The following is a 22,720-nucleotide window of genomic DNA, read 5'->3' on the forward strand; positions in this document are numbered from 1 at the left end:
CACCGTCGATCCGACGGCGGTCCAGCCCTGTCGGCGCGCCGAAACGCCGAACCGCACCTCGCCGGGCACCCCGCGACCGCCCACCGGAGTCGGCGGCCGCAGGTGTCAGCGCCCGCTGACGCCGCCGTCGTGGTGCCGCTCAGGCGCCGCGTGGGGCGTACATGATGACGGCCACGCCGAGCAGGCAGATCGCCGCGCCGGTGAGGTCCCACCGGTCCGGGCGGAAGCCGTCGAAGACCATCCCCCAGGCGAGCGAACCGGCGACGAAGACCCCGCCGTACGCGGCCAGGATGCGGCCGAAGTGCGGGTCGGGCTGGAACGTGGCGACGAAGCCGTACGCACCCAGGGCCAGCATCCCGGCGGCGACGAACCACAGTCCCCGGTGCTCACGCCAGCCCTGCCACACCAGCCAGGCCCCGCCGATCTCGGCAACCGCGGCCAGGACGAACAGCAGCACGGAGCGCAGCACGGTCACCCGCCGCACCTTACCCCCGCCCGGCGCTATCCTCGGCTGGGCATTCACGGCACGCGTGCTGGTAGGGGGTGACCGTGCGGCCTGAGCGACCGCCCATCGATCCGGATGTCGACCTCGGTGATCCGCGCCAACGTGCGGAACTGCGGGGCGGCACCGTCAGCCTGCTCGGCGCGATCGCCGTCGGTGGCATGCTCGGGGCGGTGGTGCGGCACGGGCTGGCCGTGGCGTTTCCGCACCCGCCCCGGGGCTTCCCGTGGGCCACCTTCACCGTCAACGTCTCGGGTTGCCTGCTCATCGGCGTGCTGATGGTGCTGATCACCGAGGCGTGGACCGCGCCGCGACTGGTCCGGCCCTTCCTCGGCGTCGGCGTCCTCGGCGGCTACACCACCTTCTCCACGTACGCCATCGAGGTGCAGCAGGCGGTGGCTGCCGGCGCGGCGCGGACCGCGCTGCTGTACCTCGCCGGGACTCTCGTCGCCGCCCTCGCGTCGGTGCGCGTCGGCGTGACCCTGACCCGGCTGGCGACCGGGGTGGCCCGGCAACGGAGTTACGGATGAGCGTGATCCTGGTGGCGCTCGGGGCCGCCCTCGGTGCGCCGCTGCGCTACCTGGTCGACCGGGCGGTGCAGGCACGCCATGGTTCCGCCTTCCCCTGGGGCACCTTCACCGTCAACGTGGTGGGCTCGTTCATCCTCGGCGTCCTGATCGGTGGCGCGGCGGTGGGTGCGGTGCCCGGCTCCCTGGTCGCCCTGCTCGGCGTCGGCCTGTGCGGGGCACTGACCACCTACTCGACCTTCGGCTACGAAACCGTCCGGCTCTTCGAGGCAGGCCGCCGCTTTCACGCCCTGTTCAACGCCGGGGCCAGCGTCGTCGCCGCACTCGGTGCCGCCTTCGTCGGGGTGGCCCTCGCCGAGGCACTCTGGTCCTGATCCGCCGGCGACTCGACCGGATCAGCCGAGGTTCCTGCGCAGCCGCTTGTCGACGGCCACCACGAGGGCGGCGACCACCCCGACGGCCAGGATGCGAAGCCACACCTCCACCCCGATCGGCGCGGTACCGAAGATGTCGTTCATCGGCGGCAGGTACGTGATGGCGAGTTGGCAGAGGGCCTGCGCCGCCACCCCGAGCAGCAGCCAGCGGTTGGTGAAGAAACCGATCCGCCATGCCGAGCGGGTCAGCGACCGGCAGCTGAACAGGTAGAACATCTCGACGACCACGAAGAGGTTGAGCGCGGCGGTGCGCGCCTGCGCGACGTCCGCGCCGTTCGACTGCTCCCACTGGAAGATCCACCACGCGCCGGCCACCAGCAGCGTGGCCACCAGCACGATCCGGATCATCAGTGCGGCGGTGAGCAGCGGCCGGCCCGGATCACGAGGCGGCCGTCGCATGATGCCGGCCTCCTTCGGCTCGAAGGCGAGCATCAGGCCGAGCAGGACCGCGGTGGTCATGTTGATCCACAGGATCTGGGTGGGCAGCAGCGGGAGGGTGGCACCCAGCACGATGGCGACCAGGACCACCAGCCCCTCGCCCAGGTTCGTCGGCAACGTCCAGACGATGAACTTGGTGATGTTGTCGAAGACGCCGCGGCCCTCCTCGACCGCGGCCTCGATGGTGGCGAAGTCGTCGTCGGTGAGGACCATGTCGGCGGCTTCCTTGGCGACCTCGGTGCCGGAGCGGGCCATGGCGATGCCGATGTTCGCCTGCCGGAGGGCCGGGGCGTCGTTGACCCCGTCACCAGTCACCGCGACGACATGGCCACGCCGTTGGAGCGTCTCGACCAACCGGAGTTTCTGCGCCGGGGAGACCCGGGCGAAGACGGCGGCATTCTCCACCGCGTCGGAGAAACCTTCGGCGGGCAACCCGTCCAGATCCGTCCCGGTGACCACCCGGTCACGACGGTCCTCGTCGAGCAGACCTAGTTGACGGGCGATGGCGCCGGCCGTCGCCGCATGGTCGCCGGTGATCATCTTTACGCCGATCCCCGCGGTGTGGCAGGCCCGCACCGCCGGCGCGGCGGCGCTCCTGGGCGGATCGAGCATCGCCTGCAACCCGGTGAGGACCAGGGCACCGGGCAGCGACGAGTCGTCGAAACCATCGTCCGCGCCGTCTGGCGGGCGGACGGCGGTGGCGAGTACCCGCAGCCCCCGGCCGGCCAACTCCTCGGCCGCGTGCAGGGCGGCTTCGGCGCGTACCGGACGGAGTGCGCCGTCGGCACCCATCTCGGCGCGGCACATCGACACGATCCGCTCGACACTCCCCTTGGCCAGCACCACCGTGCGGCGGGTGACCCGCTCGTCGTGCAGGGTCGCCATGTACTGCCGGGTCGAGTCGAAGGGGATGGTGTCCCGGCGTGGGTAGTCGGCGGCCAGCTCGTCCTGGTCGATCCCGGCCTTGGCCGCGACCACCAGCATCGCGCCCTCGGTCGGGTCACCGGCCAGCGTCCACTCGCCGTCCTGCTCGCGGATCCGGGCGTCGTTGCACCCCGCGCCGGCCAGCAGGGACCAGCGCAGCGCCTCGCTGCTCCGGCCGTCGTCGCGGATCTCGCCCTCCGGCCGGTAGCCCGACCCGGTCACCTCGTACCCGCCGTCCGGGGTCCACAGCGCCCGGACCGTCATCTGGTTCTCGGTCAGCGTGCCCGTCTTGTCGGAGCAGACGAGCGTGGTGCTGCCCAGCGTCTCGATCGCCGGCAGGCGGCGGATCACCGCCCGCCGCCGGGCCATCCGGGTGACCCCGATGGCCAGCGTGATGGTGACCGCCGCCGGCAGCCCTTCGGGTATCGCACCCACGGCGAGCGCAACGGTGGCGGTGAACGTCTCGACCGCGTCCTGGCCGCGGAGCAACCCGACCGCGAAGGTCACCGCCGCCAGCACCAGGATGATCACGGTCAGCACCTTGCTGAACCGTGCCAGCTTGCGGGTCAGCGGGGTGGCGAGCACCTCCGCCGCGCCGACGAGACGGTGGATCTGTCCCAGCTCCGTCTCGGCGCCGGTGGCCACCGCGATCCCGGTGCCGCTGCCGGCCGCGACCAGAGTCCCCGACCAGACCATGTTGCGCCGGTCGGCCACGGGCGTGCCGACCGGCAGCTCCGCCTCCAGCTTGTCCACCGGCACCGACTCGCCCGTCAGCGCCGACTCGTCGATCCGCAGCTCGGCCAGCCGGACCAGCCGCAGGTCCACCGGCACCTTGTCGCCCGCCTCCAGCCGCACCAGGTCGCCGGGGACCAGTTCGTCCGAGGAGATCGACCGCAGCTCACCGTCACGGACCACCCGCGCCTCGGTACGCACCATCGACCGCAGGCTGTCCAACGCCGCCTCGGCCCTGGACTCCTGGACGTACCCGATCGCGGCGTTGATCAGCACCACCGCGAAGATCACTGCGGAGTCGACGTACTCCCCGAGGAACACGGTGACCACGCTGGCGGCGATCAGCACGTAGATCAGCGGGTTGTGGAACTGCCGCAGGATCCGGCGCAGCACGCCACCGCCCCCGGCGGCGGGCAGCACGTTACGGCCGTACCGTTCCAACCGTCGGTTGGCCTCCGTGCTGCTCAGCCCGCGCTGCGGGTCGGTCTCCAGCAGCAGCACCACCTCGTGGGCGGACATGCCGTGGTGCTCGTCCTCACGCGACGTCCCTGCCGACTGTTCGAGCGTCACCGTCACCGCCGAGGATCAGAGAACGAACCACGCGCCGCCGACCTGGGCCGCCGCCTCCGTCGGGCGGCCGGGAGGATGCGGCACCTCCCATTTTCCGGGACGAGCTGCGCCCGGCAGGTCGAAACGCCTGATCGCGTACCTGCTCAACCGGCCCCACGCTCGGTCGCGTCCGCGTCGAGGCGCCGCCGCAGCGCGGCGATCTCGGCCCGCAGCGCGGCCACGTCCTCGCTGGTCGCCGTCGCCGTCGCCGGCTTGTCGGCGCCCGCCGAGACACGCTCGACGATCCAGGTCGCCAGCGACCCGGTGACGAAACCGATCAGGCCGATCCCACCGATCATCAGACCGAGGGCGACGAACCGCCCCGTCATGGTTACCGGGTAAAAATCGCCGTAGCCGACGGTGGTGATGGTGACCGTGGACCACCACAGCGCGTCGTCGAAGGAGGCGATGTTGGCATCCGGCGCGGGCCGCTCGGCGTCCAGCACGGCCAGCGCGGAGACCAGCACCAGCAGCGCCGTGGTGGCGGCGACGTAGACCGCCAGTCGGCCGCGCGCCCACACCTCGGTGCGACGGTTGATGGTCAGCACCACCATGATCAGGCGCACCGCACGCAGCGGCCGTAGCATCGGCAGCGCCAGTACCACGAGATCGAACAGATGCTCCCGCACGAATCGCCGCCGATCCGTGGCCAGCCGCAGCCGCACGATGATGTCGGCCCAGAACAGCAGCCAGACGGTGACCGTCGTCGCGGCGCAGGCGGCCCGCCAGGCCGGACTCAGGTCGGGGCGCAGGATCGGTACGGCGTACACCACCAGGAACAGCACCGACAGGACGGTGAGCGGGGCAGCGGACACCCGCTCCCAGGCACTCAGCCGGTCCGTCCCCTGTGCCGTCACACCGCTCATCAGCCAACTCCCGCCGTCTCGTCGTACGCGTGGGCCCGGGCCATGGTCGCGCGCTGGGTACCGGGTCCCGTCGGCGGGCGGCGGATCGGAGCCCTCGCCGCGTGACTGTTCACGCTGTGCATTCAGGGGCTGCCCGACCGGTAACGTGAGCGGGGGGCACACCGTGGCACGGGCTCACCGCCGACCGACAGGCCGGCCGGTGCGGGCTGTGCGACCCGTGGGGGCGGGTAGTCGGCAGTCTCCCCAGATCCGGCGCGATGGTTGAGGGAGCGGAATCATGGGTCGACGACGCGTGGAACGGGTACGGCGATGACCCTGGAGCAGGTCTACCTGCTGATGGTCGCCGCGGCAGCGACAGTGCTGGTCAGCGTCGCCGCCGCACGGGTCGCCACCCGGGTCGGCGTACCGGTGCTGCTGGCGTACCTCGGGGTCGGGCTGCTGCTCGGCGAGGACGGCCTCGGCCTGCGCTTCGACGACGCCGCCCTGGCCCAGGCCCTCGGTACGGCCGCCCTCGCGATGATCCTGGTCGAGGGTGGCTTGACCACCCGGTTCTCCGACATCCGACCGGTGCTGGCGCCCGCGACGGTGCTCGCCACCGCCGGCGTGCTGATCAGCGTCGGGGTCACCGCCCTCGGCGCTTATCTGCTGCTCGACGTCTCCTGGCAGCTGGCCCTGCTGCTGGGCGCGGTGGTGTCGTCCACCGACGCGGCGGCGGTCTTCTCGGTGCTGCGGACCCTGCCGTTACCACGACGGCTGGCCGGGTTGGTCGAGGCCGAGTCCGGACTCAACGACGCGCCCACCGTCATCCTGGTGCTGGCGTTCAGCGCCACCAGCCTGACCGCGACCAGTCCGCTGGCACTGCTCGCGCAGATCATCTACCAGCTCGGCGCCGGTGGTGCCGTCGGCATCGCGATCGGCGCCGCCGGCGTGTGGTTCCTGCGCCGCCTCACCCTGCCCGCCTCTGGCCTGTACCCGATCGCCACCTTCGCCTGCGGCATTCTCGCCTTCGCCGCCGCCGGGCTGGTCCATGCCAGTGGCTTCCTCGCCGCCTACCTCGCCGCGCTGATCCTGGGCAACGCCCAGCTGGCACACCGCCGGGCCACCGTGTCGGTGGCCGAGGGACTCGGCTGGATCGCCCAGATCGGGTTGTTCGTGATGCTCGGCCTCCTGGTCAACCCCGACGAGCTGCCCGCCGCGATCCTGCCCGCCCTGACCATCGGCTTCGTGCTGCTGCTCCTCGCCCGGCCGCTGTCGGTGCTGATCACCCTGCTGCCCTTCAGGATTCCACTCCGGGAGCAGCTGCTGCTGTCCTGGGCCGGGCTGCGCGGCGCCGTGCCGATCGTGCTGGCCACCATCCCGGTGGTGGCCGGGGTCGCCGGCAGCGAGCAGCTGTTCAACATCGTCTTTGTGCTGGTCGTGGTCTTCACCCTGGTCCAGGCCCCGACGCTGCCGTGGCTGGCCAAGCGGCTACGGCTCAGCACGGCCGGGCTCGGCCCGGACCTCCAGGTCGAATCCGCGCCGTTGGACGCGATCGACGCGGACCTGCTGCATCTCAACGTCGAACCGGACTCCCGGATGCACGGCGTGCACATCCGCGAGCTGCGGCTGCCCCCGCCGGCCGCGATCACCCTCGTGGTACGCGACGGCACCGCCTTCGTGCCCGGTCCGGCCACCCGGCTGCGCCACGGCGACCAGTTGCTCGTGGTGACCACGCCGCACGTCCGGGACCGCACGGAGCGCCGCCTGCGGGCGGTCGCCCGGGCCGGCCGGCTCGCCCATTGGCGCGGCGAGCCCGGCGACCCGGACCGACCGGCCGAGCCCCGGGCACGCCCGGTCGGCGGCCCGGTCGGCCCGCGCCCGGTACCGCCGATCGTCACCGGCGAGGAGCCGTCGTCGACCCTCGTCGGATCGGCCGGCTGAGCCGCGACGCGGGCCTGAGAGGCATTTCCGCCATCGTGACTGCTTCCGGCGGTTGACGGTCGGGGCTACGGTGATCCTGGTGTGCCGGGAAGCCTGGTCGGCGGTCGTGTCCCCTACTCCTGTCCGGAGGCCGCCGTGCAGCCACCCGCCATCCGTACCAGCCAGTTGACCAAGAGGTACGGGCCCCTGTTCGCCCTCGACGACCTCGACCTGACCGTCGCCGCCGGCGAGGTGTTCGGCTTCCTCGGCCCCAACGGGGCGGGCAAGTCAACCGCCATCCGGCTGCTGCTCGGCCTGGCCCGCCCGACTGCCGGCCGGGCGTGGATCTTCGGCATCGACGCCGCCGACGTCGCCACGGCACATCGGAGGATCGCGTACGTGCCAGCCGATGTGACGCTCTGGCCCCAGCTGACCGGTGCCGAGATCCTGGAGCTGCTCGGCGCCACCGGGCCGGGCGTGGACCGGGCCTACCGCGACGAGTTGGTGGCGCGTTTCGAACTCGACCTGTCCAAGCCAGCCCGGGCCTACTCGACGGGTAACCGGCAGAAGGTGGCTCTGGTGGCCGCCTTCGCCACCCGGGCTCCGCTGCTCGTCCTCGACGAGCCGACCAGCGGCCTGGATCCGCTGATGGAGCGCGAGTTCCGCCGGGCGGTGGCCGAGGTTCGCGACTCCGGCCGCACCGTCTTCCTCTCCTCCCACCAGTTGGCCGAGGTGGAGGCCGTCTGCGATCGGGTCGGCATCCTGCGCGCCGGGCGTCTCGTCGACGTCGCCACAATGCCCGAGCTACGCCGTCTGCGCCGCACCGAGGTGCTCGTGCGGTTCGCCGGCCCGGCGCCGGACCTGACCGGCGTCGAGGGGGTCGACGGGGTGCAGGTCGACGGCCCGGCCCTGCGCTTCACCCTCACCGGGCCGCCCGGGCCGGCGATGCGGGCCCTGGCGGCGGCCGACGTCACCACCCTCACCATGCGCGAGCCGACGCTGGAGGAGATTTTCCTCGACTACTACGGGGAGAGCGGCCGGTGACCATCAGCGGCTCCCCCCGCAGCGGCACCGCCACTGCTGCCGTCACCCGGCTCGCGCTGCGCCAGGTCAGCCGTGGCGCGCTCGCCGTGACGGCCGTGGCGGCCGGCACCACCGCCATCGTCGTCGCCGGGTACCAGGGCACCGTCGGCGGTGCCCTCGACGCCGCCGCGCTGGCCGCCCTCGCCGAGAATCCGGCGATCCGCACCCTCTTCGGCGAACCGGTCGCCCTGGACACGGCGGGCGGGTTCACCGTCTGGCGCACCGGCACCGTGTTGGCCGTGCTGCTCTCCGTGTGGGGGTTGCTCACCACCACCCGGGTCACCCGGGGCGAGGAGGAGAGCGGCCGGTGGGATCTTCTGCTCGCCGGCCGGTTGACCGTGCCGGCCGTGCTCGGCCGGCACCTCGTCGTGTTGGCCGCCGCCGTGGTGCTCGCCGGGACGACGGTCGGTGTCGTGCTCACCGCCGCCGGCACCCCGTCGGCCGGTGCGCTGCGGTACGCCGCCGGCCTGACACTGGTCGGGCTGTTCGCCGTGTCGCTGGCGCTCCTCGCCGCGCAGGTCATGCCGACCCGTGCGGGGGCGAGCGGAGCCACCCTGGCCGTGCTCGGCGTCGGACTGCTGGCACGGATGGTCGGCGACGGCATCGCCGCGCTGGGCTGGCTGCGGTGGCTGTCGCCGTACGGCCTGCTCGCCCTGACCGGGGCGTACCACGACGATCGGTTGCTGCCGTTGCTGGTGCTCTCCGCCGCGGCGCTCGTGCCGGCCGTTGCGGCGATGGCCCTGGCCGGGCGACGCGACCTGCGGGCCGGGCTGGTCACCGCCCCGGCCGGCCGCCCACCCCGGCGGTGGCTGCTCGGCACGGTCGAGGGGTTCGCGGCACGGCGACTGCTGCGCCCGCTGGCCGGCTGGTCCGTCGGGATCGGGACGTATTTCCTGTTGATCGGTCTGCTGACGGTGTCGATGACCCGCTTCCTGTCGGACAATCCGCGCTTCGCCGAACTCGCCGGCCAGGCCGGCTTCGCCGAGCTGGGCAGCGTACGGGGATACACGGCCACCATGTTCGCCCTGCTCGCCGCACCGATCGGGCTCTTCGCGGCGATCCGCCTCGCCGAGTTCGTCGCCGCCGAGACGGACGGGCGGCTGACGTCGCTGTACGCGCAGCCGGTCAGCCGGACCCGGCTGCTGGCCGCCGAGACACTGGCCACCCTCGCCGGGGTGGCCGTGCTGCTCACCGTGGCGGCGGTAACGACCTGGCTCGGCGCATACCCGATGGACGCCCGACTGCCACTGACCGCCGCCCTGGCCGGCACCTGGAACGTGCTGCCGATCGTGCTGCTCTGCCTTGGTGCGGGGCTGCTCGCCGTCGGTTGGCTGCCCCGGGCCACCGCGGCCATCGGTGCGCTGCCCGCGGTCGGCGGCTTCCTGCTCCAGGTAATCGCAGACAGCGCCGACCTGCCGGATCAGGTGGTCGCGATCTCCCCGTTCGCGCATCTCGCGGCCGTTCCCGCCGAGTCCCCCAACTGGCCGGCGGCGCTGGTGATGACCGCGATCGCGATGGTTGCCGCCGCCCTCGGACTGCTGAACCACCGGCGCCGCGATCTGCTGGGCTGAGCTGGTGCGGTGTCGGCTTGCCAGACCGGGGCGGGCTAGTGACCGGCGGCGGCGCGGCGGACCAGCCGGCGGGCATCACGCCCGGGTATCCCGGTGGCGCGCAGCATGTCGTTGGCGACGGTCCGCAGCTGGGACACCACGATCGTGCCGGAGAAGCCGATCTCCTGCCGGCACGCCGCGCCGGCCTCACGGACGGCCCGCAGCACCCGCTCCCGGGTCTGCACCGGCTCCCGCATCGCCAGAAACTCCTGGTGCAGCAGGCGCACGCCCTGCCCGAAGTGCTCGACTGCGGCGGGCAGGTCTCCCGGCACCGGCTCGTGGTCGCGCAGCGCCGTACCGATCCGCCGGACCAGCGTCCGGCTGTTGCGGAACGCCCGGTCGAGGTGCTCGGCCCCGGCGCGGTACGCGGCCAGCGCCCGGCGCCGCCGCCACCGCAGCGGGGAGAACCGGACCACCTCCTCGGCCGCCGTCACCACGTCCCCGATCTGCCGCAGTTGTCCCTCGGCGGCGCGCATCTCGTCCAGCACCCGTTTGACCTGGCGGCCGTCCCCCCGGGCCAGCCCTTCTGCCGCGGCCGTCAGATGCCGGGCGAAGGTGTCCAGCGCCGGCCCGGCGACCCGGCGAACGCTGCGGGTCGGGTTCATCGGTGCGAGCAGCAGCACCACGGCCAGCCCGGTCGCCCCGCCGACCAGGGCGTTGAGTGTCCGGGGCAGGTTGATGTCCGGCGTGTTGGGGGCCAGGGTGGCGATCAGTACGGCCGTGCCGCCGGCCTGGGTCACCAGGGCACCGGTGCCCCGGACGGCGACCGCGACGGCCAGCGCCCCGAACACGATCACGAAGGTCTGCCACGGCCCGGTCCCGATCCGGTCGACCAGCACGTCACCGACGAGGATGCCGAGCCCGACCCCGATGATCAGCTCGACGGTGCGGTGGGCCCGCCGGCCGATCGCCGCGGCGATCACACCGACCGCGGCGGCCGGGGCGAAGGTGGGTTCCGGGTTGCCGAGCACCTGAGCGGCGATCACCCAGGCCAGCGCCGCGGCCAACCCGCCCTGCACGGCCAGCAGCAGGTACTGCTGCAATCGCCGGTAGCTGCGCCGGCCGGCGGCGCAGGCGTTGCTCCGCAGACGCTCCACCGGAATCCGCACGGCCTGCGAGTACCCGATGCGCGAGGGGCTAGGCCCGCCGGGGGCCTAGGCGACGGGGTGGGCCATCGTGCCGGTGAGCGCGACCACACCCGGCAGCCGGCTGTCCTGCCGCAGGAACTGCACCACCACCGGAACCGGGGAACGCAGCACGCAGCCGTACGGGCGGTCGAGGCGGACGGCCTCCGGGTCGATCAGATCGTTGACCCGGACGTGCCGGATCCGTCGGGCATCGACGACTATCCGGTACGGCCCGACCGGTTCAGTGTCCTGGTAGTAGAAGAGGAGCGTGGTCTCCGCCGCGGAGTCGGTGGTGTTGAGCACGCACAGCTGGTCGAAGCTGGTGAAATCCGGTTCCGGCCCGGTCCCGCCGAACGGGATGTGCCCACCCGGCACCACCCACACCTTGGCCCCGAGCTGCACCATCATGCCTCCTCCAACAGTCGGGCCAGGTCGGGGGAAAGGAACACTCCGTCCGGGTCCAGGCGGCGGCGTACCGCCTGGAAGTCGTCCCACCGGGGGAAGAGCGGCCGTAGTTCGCGGGCGGTCAACCAGTGTTTCTTGCCCCAGTGCGGCCGGCCGCCGTACTGCCGGAAGACGGCCTCCATGTCGCGGAAGTACTCCTCGTGCGGCAGCGAGGTGTTCTGCAGGCAGGCGATCGTGGTGGTGGAGCGCCCGTACGCGTTGCTGAGCCAGATGTCGTCGGCGGCGACGGTACGCACCAGTACCCGCCAGCCCACGGTGCGACGGTGCCGGCTGAGGATCCGCCGCCGGACCTCGGCGAAGCACGCCGGGAACGCCTCCGAGGGGAGCATGTACTCGATCTCCTCGAAGCGCAGTTCCCGGTTCTGCGGGATGGTGCGGTGGGTCGGCCCGGTCCTGAGCTCCTTCGGCTCGTTCCAGGGGTCGGACTCCAGTACCCGGCGGGTCGCCCACCTCCGGTCGCCGATGCCTTCGTCAGCCCGGTTGAGCGTGCGGATCTGGGTCACGTTGCTGCGCGGGTACCAGTAGAAGTCCGCGTTGCGGTTGGTGTGCTGCAATTCGGCCAGGTGGTCCAGGGTCCATTCGACCGGCGCACACCAGGCTCGCCGACGCAGGTCGTAGCGGTGCTGCACGTCGAGAGTGAGCTGGGTGACCACGCCCAGCGCGCCGAGGGAGAGCCGGACCGCGGGTAGCAGGTCGCTGTTGCGGGTCCCCGAGACGTCCAGCACCTCGCCGGTACCGGTGACCAGTCGCACCTCCGCCACCTGGGTGGACAGGTTCCCGAAGCCGATTCCGGTGCCGTGCGTACCGGTGGCGGTGGCGCCCGCGATCGACTGATAGTCCACGTCGCCGAGGTTGTCCATCGCCAGCCCGGCCTCGTAGAGCCCCTCGCCCAGAGCCTTCAGCCGGGTGCCGCCCCGGACCGTGGCCCGCTCCTCCGCCTTGTCGATCACCCCGGCCATCCGGTCGAGGCTGACCAGGATGCCGTCGGTGCGCACCAACGGGCTCGACGAGTGTCCCGAGCCGACCGGGCGCAGGGTGGTGCCCGATTCGCGGGCCCGCAGTACCAACTCCCGTACCTCGTCCTCGTCGACGGGTTGGGCGTGGCCGGACGGGGTGAAGGTGAGGCCGCCGGACCAGTTCACGAACGGACTCGACACCTCGCAACCTCCTGCCCGCGACGAACCGCGCGCTTACCCTCGGGCTGCTGGGGTAGTCGTAGCGGTATGACCTTGTCGAGCGACCGTTCCGCTGGCGTGGTGTGCCGTGTCTGAGTGGTGGTTCGCGGTCCTGGTGGCGGTGCTCTGGTTGGCCGTCGGCCTGGGCACCGCGGCGGTCTTCGTGACCCGGGGCGGGCACCGCAGCCTGCTCTGGTATCTGGTGGGCGGGCTGCTCGGCCCGCTGTTCGTGCCGATCGCCGCCGAGCGGGGCCGAGCCCGGCCCCAGGTGGTCGACGTACGCCACCAGCCGTCCGAAACGGTGGGTACCGGGCTGCGGGTGCTGGTCGGCGTGGACGGCTCGACACACTCCGACCGGGCCCTGCGCGCCGTCGCACAAACCCTCACCGGGAGCACCAGCGAACTCGTGCTGGTCACCGTGACCAGCCCCGACCTGACCGACGACGAGGCCCGACGGGAGCACGAGCGGGCCCGACGCATGATCGACGAACGGGCCGCCGCCCTGCCGGACGGGCTGCCCCGGCCCACCACCGCAATCGTCAGGGGCCACCCCGTCGACGCGCTGCTGACCGTCGCCGACGACCGGGACGTGGACGTGATGGTGGTCGGCCGGCATGGCCACGGGCTCGGCGACCGGCTGCTGGGCAGCGTCGCGGAGGGCCTGGCCCAACGATCCACGCGCGCGGTCCTGCTCGGCAGCCTGCCCGGCCGCTGATCGACTTATCCGGAACCCACATCCTCTCGGAGCTGCGATGACCTACCCCCCGATCGACTCGTACGCCTTCCTGTCCGACACCCACACCGCCGCATTGGTCGCCGCCGACGGAGCGGTCGAGTGGTTCTGCGTGCCGCACTTCGCCGGCGACGCCGTCTTCGCCCGGCTGCTGGATCGCCAGGTGGGTGGGGTCCTCGACCTCTCCGTGGCCGGCTGTCCCGAGCCGGTCCGGCGATACCTGCCGGACACCCTCGTGTTGGAGAGCCGCTACGTCACCCCCGACGGGACGGCCCTCGTCCACGATTTCCTGGCCGTGGCGCCCGGCGACGACGCACAGCCGCTGCGCGCGGACAAACTGCTGGTCCGTCGGGTGACGGTCGAGCAGGGCACGGTCCGGCTGACCGTCGAGGTTCGCCCGCGGATCGACCACGGTGCCCGGGAGGTGTCCTGGGAGCACCTCGACGGGCGCTGGCGGGCCGTCGACACCCCGCTGTGGGTCGGCTCCGACCTGCCCGGCGAGGTGACCGGTGGCGCCCTGCGCGTCGAGGCCGAACTGTCCGCCGGGCAGACGGCGGCCGTGCTGCTCGGCTACGGCGACGACCCCACGGAGCCCGCCGACCCGGACGAGCTGCTGAGGCGTACCTGCCGGACCTGGCAGGCGTGGTCGGCGCGCAGCGACCACACCGGCTTCGGCGCCGACGCCGTCCGGCACAGCGCGTTGGTGCTACGCGGGCTCTCCTTCGACGAGACCGGTGCCCTGATCGCCGCACCCACCACCAGCCTGCCCGAAGTGATCGGCGGCGTACGCAACTGGGACTACCGGTTCGCCTGGCACCGGGACGCGGCACTGCTGCTGCTCGCGCTCTTCCGCCTCGGCCACGCCGAGGAGGGCCGCCGCTACCTGCACTTCCTGATCTCCATCTGCACCGGTGAGCTACTGACCCCGTTGGTCGGCATCCACGGCCGCACCGGGCAGGAGCGGGAGTTGCCGCACCTGGCGGGGTACGCCGACTCGCAGCCGGTGCGAATCGGCAACGAGGCCGCCGAACAGGTGCAGTTCGACACGTACGGGCACATCCTGGACGCGGCGTTGGCGTATCAGCAGCTCACCGGCGAGCTGACCAAGGCGCAGTGGGCGCTGCTACGCCGGCACGTCGACGTCATGGCCGACCGGTGGCACGAGCCGGACCACGGCATCTGGGAGGTACGCGGGCCACGCCAACACTACGTCAACGCGAAGGTGATGACCTGGGTCTGCCTGGATCGGGGCATCCGTCTCGCGGAGCTGCTCGACGACCGGACGGCGGAGGTGGACCGCTGGCGCGCCGCCCGCGACGCGGTCCACGCGGAGGTCCTGGAGCGCGGCTTCGACCCGCAGGTGGGCAGCTTCGTGATGACGTACGGCTCGACCGAGCTGGACGCCTCGCTGCTGCGTATCCCGTTGGTCGGGTTCCTGCCCGGTGACGACCCCCGGATGCTGGCCACCATCGACCGGGTACGCGAGGAGTTGGAGGTCGGCCCCGGCCTGCTGCGGCGCTACCGGGCCGACGACGGGCTGCCCGGCGAGGAGGGCGCCTTCCTGCTCTGCTCGTTCGAGCTGGTCTCGGCCCTGGTGCTGGCCGGCCGGCGGGAGGAGGCCCGCACAGTCTTCGACCAGCTGAGCCGGTACGCCGGCCCGCTCGGCCTGTACTCCGAACAGCTCGCGCCCGACGGCACCGCGCTGGGCAACTATCCGCAGGCGTTCACCCACCTGGCGCTCATCGAGGCGGCGCTCAACCTCGACGACGCGGGCGACCGGGATGCGCTGCACGCCTGGGCGGACCGGGGCGGTTCCTGATCCGGCGGTGCCGGCGGGAACCAGGCCGGGCCGGGGAGCGACTACCGGTACATGGGGTGTGAGCAGTGGCGGGAGATCCTGTCGGCGCAGTTGGACGGTGAGGCGACCACGACCGAGCAGCGCACGGTCGGGGTACACCTGGAGACCTGCGTCGGCTGCCGGGCCTGGCTGGACTCGGCGGCGAGGGTGACCCGGCGGGCGCGGACCCAGGTGGTGACCTCGCTGCCGGACCTGACCGGGGCGATCCTCGCCGCCGCACCGCCAGCGCCACCGCGGCGGCGCTGGCGCGAGCTGGTCGCCGCCGCCGGCCCGGGCCGCCGGGGAGCCCCGCACGTCGGACGTGCCGCGCTGGTCACCGGGCTACGGGCCGCGCTGGGTCTGCTCGGCGCGGTGCAGTTGGTCCTCGGGCTGGCCCAGATCGGCCGGGCCGAGCTGGGGCAGCACCTGCACGCCACCGGTCAGCACCTGTGGCACGAGTCGGCCGCCTGGAATGTCGCGGTCGGTGCGGGTTTCCTCTTCGTCGCGCTGCGCCGGACCTCGCCGTCGGGGCTGCTGCCGATGCTCAGCGCCTTCGTGATCACCCTCGTGCTGCTGTCGGTCAACGACCTCGTCGCCGCGCAGGTCGCCGTGGAACGGCTGGTCAGCCACGGGTTCCTGGTGGTCGGATACCTGATCACCGTGCTGCTGTCGCGAAGCTCGCGGCAGCCTGGTGACCCCAGCGACCGGCAGCGGCCGGAGCAGTCCCGCTGGCGGTTGCGGCTCGACGAGGCCGACGAACCGGCTCCGCTGCGCCTGCTGCCGCCCTACCCGGCACAGGCCCGGCACGGCCACGACCAGCGCCGCGCCGCCTGACAGCCACCCCGCCGGCACGGGTGCCGCCAGTCGGACACCAGGGCCGAGGAGAGTGCGACGGCGTCAGCCGGCGGCGCCGGAGCGGTCGCCCCGCCGGTCGGCGGCGGACGGCCGCATCGCCGCGATCAGGTCCTCGCGGGCCCGGGCCACCCGGGACCGGATGGTGCCGACCGGCACGTCACACACCTGCGCGGCCTCGGCGTACGACAGGCCGAGCAGTTGAGTGGCGACGAACGCCTCCCGCCGCTCGGCAGCGAGACCGTCGAGCAGTCCGTGGAGCACCACCTGCTCATCCACCCCGGCGCGCACCCCGGCCGGCGTCGCTTCCGCGGCGGCCTGCCAGTCGGCGAGGTTGGCGGTGCGGGGCCGGCAGGTGGCGGCCCGGACCTGGTCGACGGCGACCCGGCGGGCGATGGCGAGCAGCCAGGTGCGCGCCGTGGACCGGCCGGCGAAGGACGGCAGCGCCCGCCAGGCCCGCAGGTACGTCTCCTGGACCAGGTCGTCGACTTCACGCACCCCGGGCAGGTGGGCCAGGAACCGCCGTACGTCGTGCTGCGTCGCCCGCACGAACGCCGCCGCGGCGGCCTGGTCTCCCCGGCCCGCGGCGAGCGCGTATCCACTGATGTCGTCGGTCACGGCTGCCATCGCCGTATTGGTCGGACGGGATCCCCGATTGGTTCCCGCCGGGGCCGGGCAGGCGGGAACCTGCCTGTCCGGTCGGCGCCGGATGACGCCGTAGACTGCACTGATGGCACGCGGCATGAGTCGGTACGGGCACTTGTGCTGGGCGTACGACGACCCGCTCGGGTTCGCGGTCCGTGCCGAGGAGTTTCTGCGCGTCGGCTTGGCCGCCGGCGAGCGGGTCTGGTACGTGACCGACGGCCCGGCCGGACCGGTCCGGGATCGGCTGCTCGGTCTCGACGGCTTCGCCGAGGCGCTGTCGACCGGGGCCGCCGAGGTGCGCTCCCTCAACGGGACGTACACCAGTCTGGCGGTGATCGACCCTGCCGGCCAGGTACAGGCCTACCGCACGGCCACCCGGTTGGCGATCGCCGAGGGCTACACCGGGCTGCGGGTGGCCGCCGACGCCACCGCGCTGGTCCGCACGCCCGCCCAGCGCGACGCGTTCGCCCGTTACGAGCAACGCGTCAACGAGATGATGCGCACCGAGTCGTTCCAGGCGATGTGCGGGTACCACCGGCCGCAGCTCGGGGATCGGGCGGTCGCCGAGCTGGCCTGCCTGCACCCGGAGCACAACGTCGACGACCTGCTCTTTCGGTTGCACGCCGGCCCCCGGCAGTCGGGGCAGGCCGCGCTCGCCGGTGAACTCGACCCCTCCAACCACGACCTGTTCCGGACCGCGCTGGACCGCGCCGGTCTGGAGCCGGTCGACGACGAGCTGGTGCTGGACGCCGACGGGCTCCGCTTCCTCGACCACCGCGCGCTCATCCACCTCAGCGATTACGCCCAGGAGCGCAACGCCACCCTGGTGCTGCGGGCCTCGCGCTGCGGGGTGGCGCGACTCGCCGCCCTGCTGGACCTGCCCGCCCTGCGAGTGGAGGTGTCCCGGTGAGAACTGGTCGGGCCGCCGGGCGCACCGGCTACCTGCACGAGGCCGTCTGCTACGGCTCGGACGAGGAGCTGCTCGCCGTCGCGGTGCCGTTCCTGGTCGGCGGCGTCGAGGCGGGCGAGCCCACCTTCGTGGCGCTCGGTGAGCGCACCGGCGGCCTGGTGCGGTCCGCACTGCCCGCCGAGACGAAGGTCGAGTTCCTGACCGGCGGTGACGTCTACGGCCGGCCGACCGCCGCCATCCGGATGTACCGCCAGCTCCTCGCCGACCTGGTGGCCGACGGCGCCACCGCGATCCGCATCATCGGCGAGGTGCCGACGGCCGGCCTGGGACCCACCTGGGACTGGTGGGCACGGTACGAGGCGGCGATCAATCACGCGTACGACGACTGGCCGCTGTGGAGCATGTGCGCGTACGACACCCGCACGGTGCGAAGCTCGGTGCTGGCGGACGTCGCCGCCACCCATCCCTGCTTCGCCACCGCCGACGGCGGGCAGCTGCCCAGTGCCGGCTACGTCGCTCCGGAGACGTTCCTGCGCCGGGAACGCCCGGTGCTGCCCGACCCGATCCAGGCGGCACCACCGCTGGTCGAGCTTGCCGACCCGACCGCCGCGCAGGCCCGTGCGGCGGTGCACGGCGCCGGTCAGGGCCGGCTGCCGGGCGACGAGCTCGACGACTTCGTCGTCGCCATCAGCGAGGTCGTCACCAACGGGCTGCGGCACGGCCGGCCACCGGTTCGATTCCGGCTGTGGGCGGGCGCGGACCGTCTCGTCGCCACTGTCAGTGACGGCGGCACCGGTCCGGACGACCCGTACGCCGGGCTGCTGCCGTGCGGCGACGGCGCGCCGGGCGGCCTGGGTTTGTGGATCACGCACCAGTCGTGCAACCACGTCGCCCACTATCGGGACGCCGACGGTTTCACCCTGCGGCTCACCGCCGGCAGACCGCCACTGTCCTAGGGCCTACCGGCGCACACGGAACCGCCGGGTCGGCAACTGCCGACCCGGCGGTTCGTCGCGTGATCGATTACTTCTTGAACGCGTCCTTGACCTTCTCGCCGGCCTGCTTGAGGTTGGCGCGCATCTGGTCGCCGCGACCCTCGGCCTCCAGCCGCTCGTCGTCGGTGGCCCGACCCACACCCTCCTTGACCTTGCCGGCGGTGTTCTCGGTGGTGTTGTTGAACTTATCCTCGACACCCATTGCAGCCTCCCGGGGTTATGTCGCTACGTCCAATCAAGTACCCAGCCGGCCGCCGGCCAATCCAACTGAGTTCAGGAGACCGGGCGGAACCGACGCAACCGGAGGCTGTTGGCCACCACGAAGACCGAGGAGAAGGCCATCGCCGCGCCGGCGATCATCGGATTGAGCAGACCTGCGGCGGCCAGCGGCAGCGCCGCCACGTTGTAGGCGAACGCCCAGAACAGGTTCCCCTTGATGGTGCCCAGGGTGCTGCGGGCGAGTCGGATGGCGTCGACCGCGGCCATCAGGTCGTCCCGCACCAGGGTCAGGTCGGACGCCTCGATCGCCACGTCGGTGCCGGTACCCATGGCCAGGCCGAGGTCGGCCTGGGTGAGCGCGGCGGCGTCGTTGACCCCGTCACCGACCATCGCCACCGCCCGACCCTCCGCCTGCAACCGGGCGATGACCTCGACCTTCTCCGCGGGCAGCACCTCCGCGATCACCTCGTCGATGCCGACCTCGGCGGCCACCGCCCGGGCGACGGTGACGTTGTCTCCGGTGAGCAGCACCGGGGTCAGGCCGAGCGCCCGCAACCGCCGCACCGCCTCCCGGCTGGTCGGCTTGACCTGGTCGGCCACCGTGAGCACGCCGCGGGCCCGGCCGTCCCAGCCGACCAGCACGGCCGTGCGGCCCGCCGCCTGCGCGTCGGTCATTGCCCGCACGATCTCGTCAGGTACGACCAGACCCCGCTCACCCAGCAGCCGCAGCCGGCCGAGCAGCACCTGACGACCGTCGACGGTGCCGGTGACGCCCAAGCCCTCGATGTTGGCGAAGCCGGTCACCGGCGGCAGTACGCCCGCTTCGGCGGCACCGGCCACCACCGCCCGGGCCACCGGATGCTCCGAGCCGGTCTCCAAGGCGGCGGCGAGCCGCAGCACCTCGTCACGCCGCTCACCCTCGCCGGGAATCACGTCGAGCAGGGCCATCCGCCCGGTGGTCACGGTGCCGGTCTTGTCCAGCACGACGGCGTCCAGTCGCCTGGTGGACTCCAACGCCTCCGGTCCCTTGATCAGGATGCCGAGTTGGGCACCACGGCCGGTGCCGACCAGCAGCGCGGTCGGCGTAGCCAGGCCGAGGGCGCACGGGCAGGCGATGATCAGCACCGCCACGGCGGCGGTGAAGGCGGCGGCCGGCCCGGCACCGGAGCCGAGCCACCAGCCGAGGGTGCCGACGGCCAGAGCGATCACGATCGGCACGAAGACCCCGGAGATGCGGTCGGCGAGTCGCTGCGCGGCGGCCTTACCGGTCTGCGCCTGCTCGACGAGTCGGGCCATCTGCGCCAGTTGGGTGTCGGCGCCGATCCGGGTGGCGGTGACCACGAGCCGGCCACCGGCGTTGACGCAGCCACCGACGACGGTGTCGCCCACCCCTACCTCGACCGGCACCGACTCACCGGTCACCAGGCTGGCGTCGACCGCCGAGGAACCCTCGTCCACCGTCCCGTCGGTGGCGATCTTCTCGCCGGGGCGCACCACGAAGCGGTCCCCCACGGCGAGCCGGTCGACCGGTATCCGGGTCTCCGCTCCGTCGCGCAGCACCGAGACGTCCTTGGCGCCCAACTCCAGCAGCGCCCGCAGGGCCGCCCCTGCGGTCCGCTTCGAGCGCGCCTCGAAGTAGCGGCCGGCGAGGATGAACGTGGTCACCCCGGCCGCCGCCTCCAGGTAGATGTTGCCGGCGCCGTCGGTACGACCGATGTCGAAGCTGAACGGGTGGGTCATGCCGGGCGTGCCGGCGGTGCCGAGGAAGAGCGCCCAGACCGACCAGCCCAGGGCGGCCAGTGTGCCCAGCGACACCAGGGTGTCCATGGTCGCGGCGCCGTGCCGCAGGTTGACCAGCGCGGCCCGGTGGAACGGCAGCCCGCCGTAGGCCACGACCGGGGCGGCCAGGGTCAGTGACAGCCACTGCCAGTAGGTGAACTGCCACGCCGGCACCATGGCCAGGACGATCACCGGCACGCTCAGCGCCACCGAGACCCACAGCCGGGTACGCAGGGCGCGCAGTCCGTCCGCCGGTTCGGCGGCGGCTGCCGGTGCGTCCGCGGTGGGTGGTGGTGGCAGCGTGGCGCGGTAGCCGGTCTGCTCGACCGTGGTCACCAGGTCGTCGGGGGTCACCGGTGCGTCGTAGGTGACGGTCGCCTTCTCGGTGGCGTAGTTGACGGTGGCCCGCACCCCGTCCATCCGGTTCAACTTCTTCTCGACCCGGGCGGCGCAGGCGGCGCAGGTCATGCCGCCGATGGCCAGCTCGATCAGCTGCGGTGTTCTCGTCTGAGGTGGTCGGCTCGTGGTCATGGCTGGTCCCGTCAGTCGTGCTCGTGTCCGGGCGTGCCGTGCTCGTCGTCGGACGTGCCGGGTTCGGGTTCGGGCGTGCCGGGTCCCGGTTCGGGCGTGCCGGGAGCGGGCACGGAGACGCTGCCCGGCTCGCCGACGTGCACCGTGAACTCGGCGGTGCGTACCACCCCGCCGTGGCGGAAGTCGAGGTAGAGCCGGTACGCGCCGGCCGAGGGGAACTCGGTGATGAAGCTCACCTCCGGGCCGGGGGCGGTCCACCCGTCACCCGGGCTGCCCTCGGGGTGCACGTGCAGGTACGCGAGGTCACCATGGCGCAGCGCGACCAGGTGCCCGTACGCGCCCAGGTACGGCTCCAGGTTGGTGACCGGCGTGCCGTCGCGGCTGACCGTCAGGCTCAGCGTCGCGCTGCGGCCGGGCTGTGGCGCGCCGGCGAGGCTGACGGTGTAGCCGTCGACCGTGGTGCGGTTCGCCGGGGCGGGCAGTGGCCGCTCGGTCAGCTCGCCGGGGACGGTCACGTCGACGCCGAGCGTCATGGGCGCGCCGCCGGTAGGGGTGAAGTCGGCGAACGCCCGCCAGACTCCGGGGGAGGCCAGCGGTGAGGCGATCCGCCAGGTGCCGTCCGCGGCCATCTCGGGATGCACGTGCCGGAAGCCGGAGAGGTCGCGCCGGGCGACGATCAGGTGCATCCGCTCGTCGTGGCTCACGTCGTACCCGGTCACCGGAGACCCGTCAGGCCCGGTGATCCGGAAGGCGAACTCGCTTTTCGGCGCTTCGACCGGCATCAGGGTGTAGCCCCGGTCGGCGACGAGCAGCCCGCCGGGCAGGTGCCCGGTCGCCCCGTCGCCGTGCCCTGAGTCGCCCGCGTCGTGGCCGGCGGCAGCCGGGTCCCCCTCGTCGTGGCCGGCGGCCCCGCCGTCGTGGCCGGCGACGACCGGGCCAGCCGGGCCGGTCACCTGACCCGCCCCGTACGCCGCGCCGAACACCGCCGCGAGGCCTAGCACGAAGCCGCTCAGCTTCATCGCCGTGTTCATCGTGACACCTCGGTTTCCACCCGCCGGCCGCCTCAGGCGCCGGCCAGCTCGTACCCGGCCTCGTCGACGGCGACACGCACCGCGTCGTCGCTGAGCGGCTGGTCGCTGGTGACGGTGACCCGGCCTTCGGCCAGTTCGACCTGGACGTCCTGGACGCCGGGGATCGCGCCGATCTCGGCACCGACCGCGCTGACGCAGTGCCCGCAGGTCATGCCCTGCACCTGGTACGTAGCGGTGACCATGGGAACTCTCCTTCCACACCCGCCGGCGGCGGGTGGCGCATCCGTCCGGATACCCGCCAGGGGTATCCGGACAGCGACGGTACCATACCCCCCTGGGGTAAGTTATCCTTGTCGCCATGACCACACCCGCGCCGATCCGTGGCTACACCGCCAGCAAGGACCAGTTGCTCGCCCGCCTGCGGCGCGTCGAGGGCCAGGTGCGTGGCGTCGAGAAGATGGTCGACGAGGATCGCTACTGCATCGACGTGCTCACCCAGATCTCCGCCGTGCAGGCCGCACTGGACAAGGTCGCCCTCGGCCTGCTCGACGGGCACGCCCGGCACTGCATGCACGAAGGTGCCGCGGAGGGTCGGGCCGACGAGATGGCCACCGAGATGATGGCCGCCGTGGGTCGCCTGATGAAGCGAGGCTGACCAGCCCTCCCCACGTGGGCGCCCGCGAACCGCCGACGAACCCGCGCGAGCCACGTTCCGATCTCAGGCTTGGCTACCATTCGCACACGATGGCCAGCCGAAATCCGCGCGCCCTCTCCGCCCGCGTCCGCCGCCGAGCGCG

General features: G+C 72.7%; 22 protein-coding genes. 11 read left to right on the forward strand and 11 right to left on the reverse strand.

What is annotated here, in order from left to right; translation table 11 throughout:
- Positions 1–139 precede the first annotated feature (139 nt).
- Positions 140–475, reverse strand: coding sequence for a YnfA family protein (locus tag BMY89_RS16515; RefSeq protein ID WP_092381192.1), 336 nt, complete (start codon positions 473–475; stop codon positions 140–142).
- Positions 476–543: 68 nt separating this feature from the next.
- Between BMY89_RS16515 and crcB (BMY89_RS16520) the strand changes: the two genes are divergently transcribed.
- Both crcB (BMY89_RS16520) and crcB (BMY89_RS16525) read left to right on the forward strand, forming a co-directional pair.
- Positions 544–1,032 (forward strand): fluoride efflux transporter CrcB, encoded by a 489-nt coding sequence (gene crcB, locus BMY89_RS16520; RefSeq protein ID WP_092380896.1) that lies wholly within the window; start codon positions 544–546, stop codon positions 1,030–1,032.
- Positions 1,029–1,403 carry a fluoride efflux transporter CrcB gene (gene crcB / locus BMY89_RS16525; RefSeq protein WP_092380897.1) on the forward strand — a complete coding sequence of 125 codons (375 nt, stop codon included), beginning with the start codon at positions 1,029–1,031 and terminating at the stop codon, positions 1,401–1,403. The genes crcB (BMY89_RS16520) and crcB (BMY89_RS16525) overlap by 4 nt, the downstream gene beginning before the upstream one ends.
- A 21-nt stretch (positions 1,404–1,424) precedes the next feature.
- Here the strand turns inward: crcB (BMY89_RS16525) and BMY89_RS16530 are convergent, their stop codons facing one another.
- Together BMY89_RS16530 and BMY89_RS16535 are read right to left on the reverse strand one after the other, a co-directional pair.
- Positions 1,425–4,076 carry a cation-transporting P-type ATPase gene (locus BMY89_RS16530; protein ID WP_092381193.1) on the reverse strand — a complete coding sequence of 884 codons (2,652 nt, stop codon included), beginning with the start codon at positions 4,074–4,076 and terminating at the stop codon, positions 1,425–1,427.
- A 194-nt stretch (positions 4,077–4,270) separates the two neighbouring features.
- Entirely contained in the window at positions 4,271–5,032 is a 762-nt protein-coding gene (locus BMY89_RS16535; RefSeq protein ID WP_092380898.1) for a potassium channel family protein, read from the reverse strand.
- Positions 5,033–5,341: 309 nt separating this feature from the next.
- On the opposite strand from BMY89_RS16535, the gene BMY89_RS16540 reads away from it, so the two are divergent.
- The 3 genes from BMY89_RS16540 to BMY89_RS16550 all read left to right on the forward strand — a co-directional run bounded on the left by BMY89_RS16540 (position 5,342) and on the right by BMY89_RS16550 (position 9,585).
- Entirely contained in the window at positions 5,342–6,952 is a 1,611-nt protein-coding gene (locus BMY89_RS16540) for a potassium/proton antiporter (RefSeq protein ID WP_092380899.1), read from the forward strand.
- Between the two features lie 135 nt (positions 6,953–7,087).
- Positions 7,088–7,975 (forward strand): ABC transporter ATP-binding protein, encoded by an 888-nt coding sequence (locus BMY89_RS16545; RefSeq protein WP_198414026.1) that lies wholly within the window; start codon positions 7,088–7,090, stop codon positions 7,973–7,975.
- The gene (locus BMY89_RS16550; RefSeq protein WP_092380900.1) at positions 7,972–9,585 is read left to right on the forward strand and encodes an ABC transporter permease; all 1,614 of its coding nucleotides are present in this window, start codon (positions 7,972–7,974) and stop codon (positions 9,583–9,585) included. Before BMY89_RS16545 ends, BMY89_RS16550 begins: the two co-directional genes overlap by 4 nt.
- Before the next feature lie 35 nt (positions 9,586–9,620).
- On the opposite strand, the gene BMY89_RS16555 is transcribed toward BMY89_RS16550, so the two are convergent.
- From BMY89_RS16555 to BMY89_RS16565, 3 genes are read right to left on the reverse strand one after another with little or no spacing between them, the layout of a single operon-like run.
- Complete coding sequence (locus BMY89_RS16555; RefSeq protein ID WP_092381195.1) at positions 9,621–10,721, reverse strand: FUSC family protein; 1,101 nt, start codon at positions 10,719–10,721, stop codon at positions 9,621–9,623.
- 57 nt (positions 10,722–10,778) lie between these two features.
- Complete coding sequence (locus BMY89_RS16560) at positions 10,779–11,159, reverse strand: sensory rhodopsin transducer (RefSeq protein WP_092380901.1); 381 nt, start codon at positions 11,157–11,159, stop codon at positions 10,779–10,781.
- Positions 11,156–12,373: a D-arabinono-1,4-lactone oxidase gene (locus tag BMY89_RS16565; protein ID WP_092380902.1), complete on the reverse strand. Its 1,218-nt coding sequence runs from the start codon at positions 12,371–12,373 to the stop codon at positions 11,156–11,158. The genes BMY89_RS16560 and BMY89_RS16565 overlap by 4 nt, the downstream gene beginning before the upstream one ends.
- 106 nt (positions 12,374–12,479) lie before the next feature.
- Between BMY89_RS16565 and BMY89_RS16570 the strand changes: the two genes are divergently transcribed.
- Genes BMY89_RS16570 through BMY89_RS16580 form a run of 3 tightly spaced genes read left to right on the forward strand, consistent with a single transcriptional unit; the run spans position 12,480 to position 15,795 of the window.
- A complete protein-coding gene (locus BMY89_RS16570; RefSeq protein ID WP_092380903.1) occupies positions 12,480–13,106 on the forward strand; it encodes a universal stress protein in 627 nt (208 codons plus the stop codon).
- A 37-nt stretch (positions 13,107–13,143) separates the two neighbouring features.
- Complete coding sequence (locus tag BMY89_RS16575) at positions 13,144–14,943, forward strand: glycoside hydrolase family 15 protein (protein ID WP_092380904.1); 1,800 nt, start codon at positions 13,144–13,146, stop codon at positions 14,941–14,943.
- Between the two features lie 51 nt (positions 14,944–14,994).
- On the forward strand, positions 14,995–15,795 hold the full coding sequence (locus BMY89_RS16580; protein ID WP_092380905.1) for a zf-HC2 domain-containing protein: 801 nt from the start codon (positions 14,995–14,997) through the stop codon (positions 15,793–15,795).
- Between the two features lie 63 nt (positions 15,796–15,858).
- On the opposite strand, the gene BMY89_RS16585 is transcribed toward BMY89_RS16580, so the two are convergent.
- Positions 15,859–16,440, reverse strand: coding sequence for a sigma-70 family RNA polymerase sigma factor (locus BMY89_RS16585; RefSeq protein WP_372433253.1), 582 nt, complete (start codon positions 16,438–16,440; stop codon positions 15,859–15,861).
- Between the two features lie 103 nt (positions 16,441–16,543).
- Here BMY89_RS16585 and BMY89_RS16590 point away from each other — a divergent pair, with 103 nt between their 5' ends.
- Entirely contained in the window at positions 16,544–17,368 is an 825-nt protein-coding gene (locus BMY89_RS16590) for an MEDS domain-containing protein (protein WP_198414028.1), read from the forward strand.
- Positions 17,365–18,324: a sensor histidine kinase gene (locus tag BMY89_RS16595; RefSeq protein WP_092380907.1), complete on the forward strand. Its 960-nt coding sequence runs from the start codon at positions 17,365–17,367 to the stop codon at positions 18,322–18,324. The genes BMY89_RS16590 and BMY89_RS16595 overlap by 4 nt, the downstream gene beginning before the upstream one ends.
- Positions 18,325–18,391: 67 nt before the next feature.
- Here the strand turns inward: BMY89_RS16595 and BMY89_RS16600 are convergent, their stop codons facing one another.
- The 4 genes from BMY89_RS16600 to BMY89_RS16615 all read right to left on the reverse strand — a co-directional run bounded on the left by BMY89_RS16600 (position 18,392) and on the right by BMY89_RS16615 (position 22,165).
- Positions 18,392–18,565 (reverse strand): CsbD family protein, encoded by a 174-nt coding sequence (locus tag BMY89_RS16600; RefSeq protein WP_092380908.1) that lies wholly within the window; start codon positions 18,563–18,565, stop codon positions 18,392–18,394.
- Positions 18,566–18,636: 71 nt separating this feature from the next.
- Positions 18,637–20,892, reverse strand: coding sequence for a heavy metal translocating P-type ATPase (locus BMY89_RS16605; RefSeq protein WP_092380909.1), 2,256 nt, complete (start codon positions 20,890–20,892; stop codon positions 18,637–18,639).
- An 11-nt stretch (positions 20,893–20,903) separates the two neighbouring features.
- Complete coding sequence (locus BMY89_RS16610) at positions 20,904–21,923, reverse strand: hypothetical protein (RefSeq protein ID WP_092380910.1); 1,020 nt, start codon at positions 21,921–21,923, stop codon at positions 20,904–20,906.
- Between the two features lie 32 nt (positions 21,924–21,955).
- Positions 21,956–22,165: a heavy-metal-associated domain-containing protein gene (locus BMY89_RS16615; protein WP_092380911.1), complete on the reverse strand. Its 210-nt coding sequence runs from the start codon at positions 22,163–22,165 to the stop codon at positions 21,956–21,958.
- A 116-nt stretch (positions 22,166–22,281) separates the two neighbouring features.
- On the opposite strand from BMY89_RS16615, the gene BMY89_RS16620 reads away from it, so the two are divergent.
- Positions 22,282–22,578, forward strand: coding sequence for a metal-sensitive transcriptional regulator (locus BMY89_RS16620; RefSeq protein ID WP_092380912.1), 297 nt, complete (start codon positions 22,282–22,284; stop codon positions 22,576–22,578).
- Positions 22,579–22,720 lie beyond the last annotated feature (142 nt).

Origin of the sequence: Micromonospora phaseoli, assembly GCF_900109115.1 — a bacterium.
In the GTDB taxonomy this organism is placed as follows: Bacteria; Actinomycetota; Actinomycetes; order Mycobacteriales; family Micromonosporaceae; genus Micromonospora; species Micromonospora phaseoli.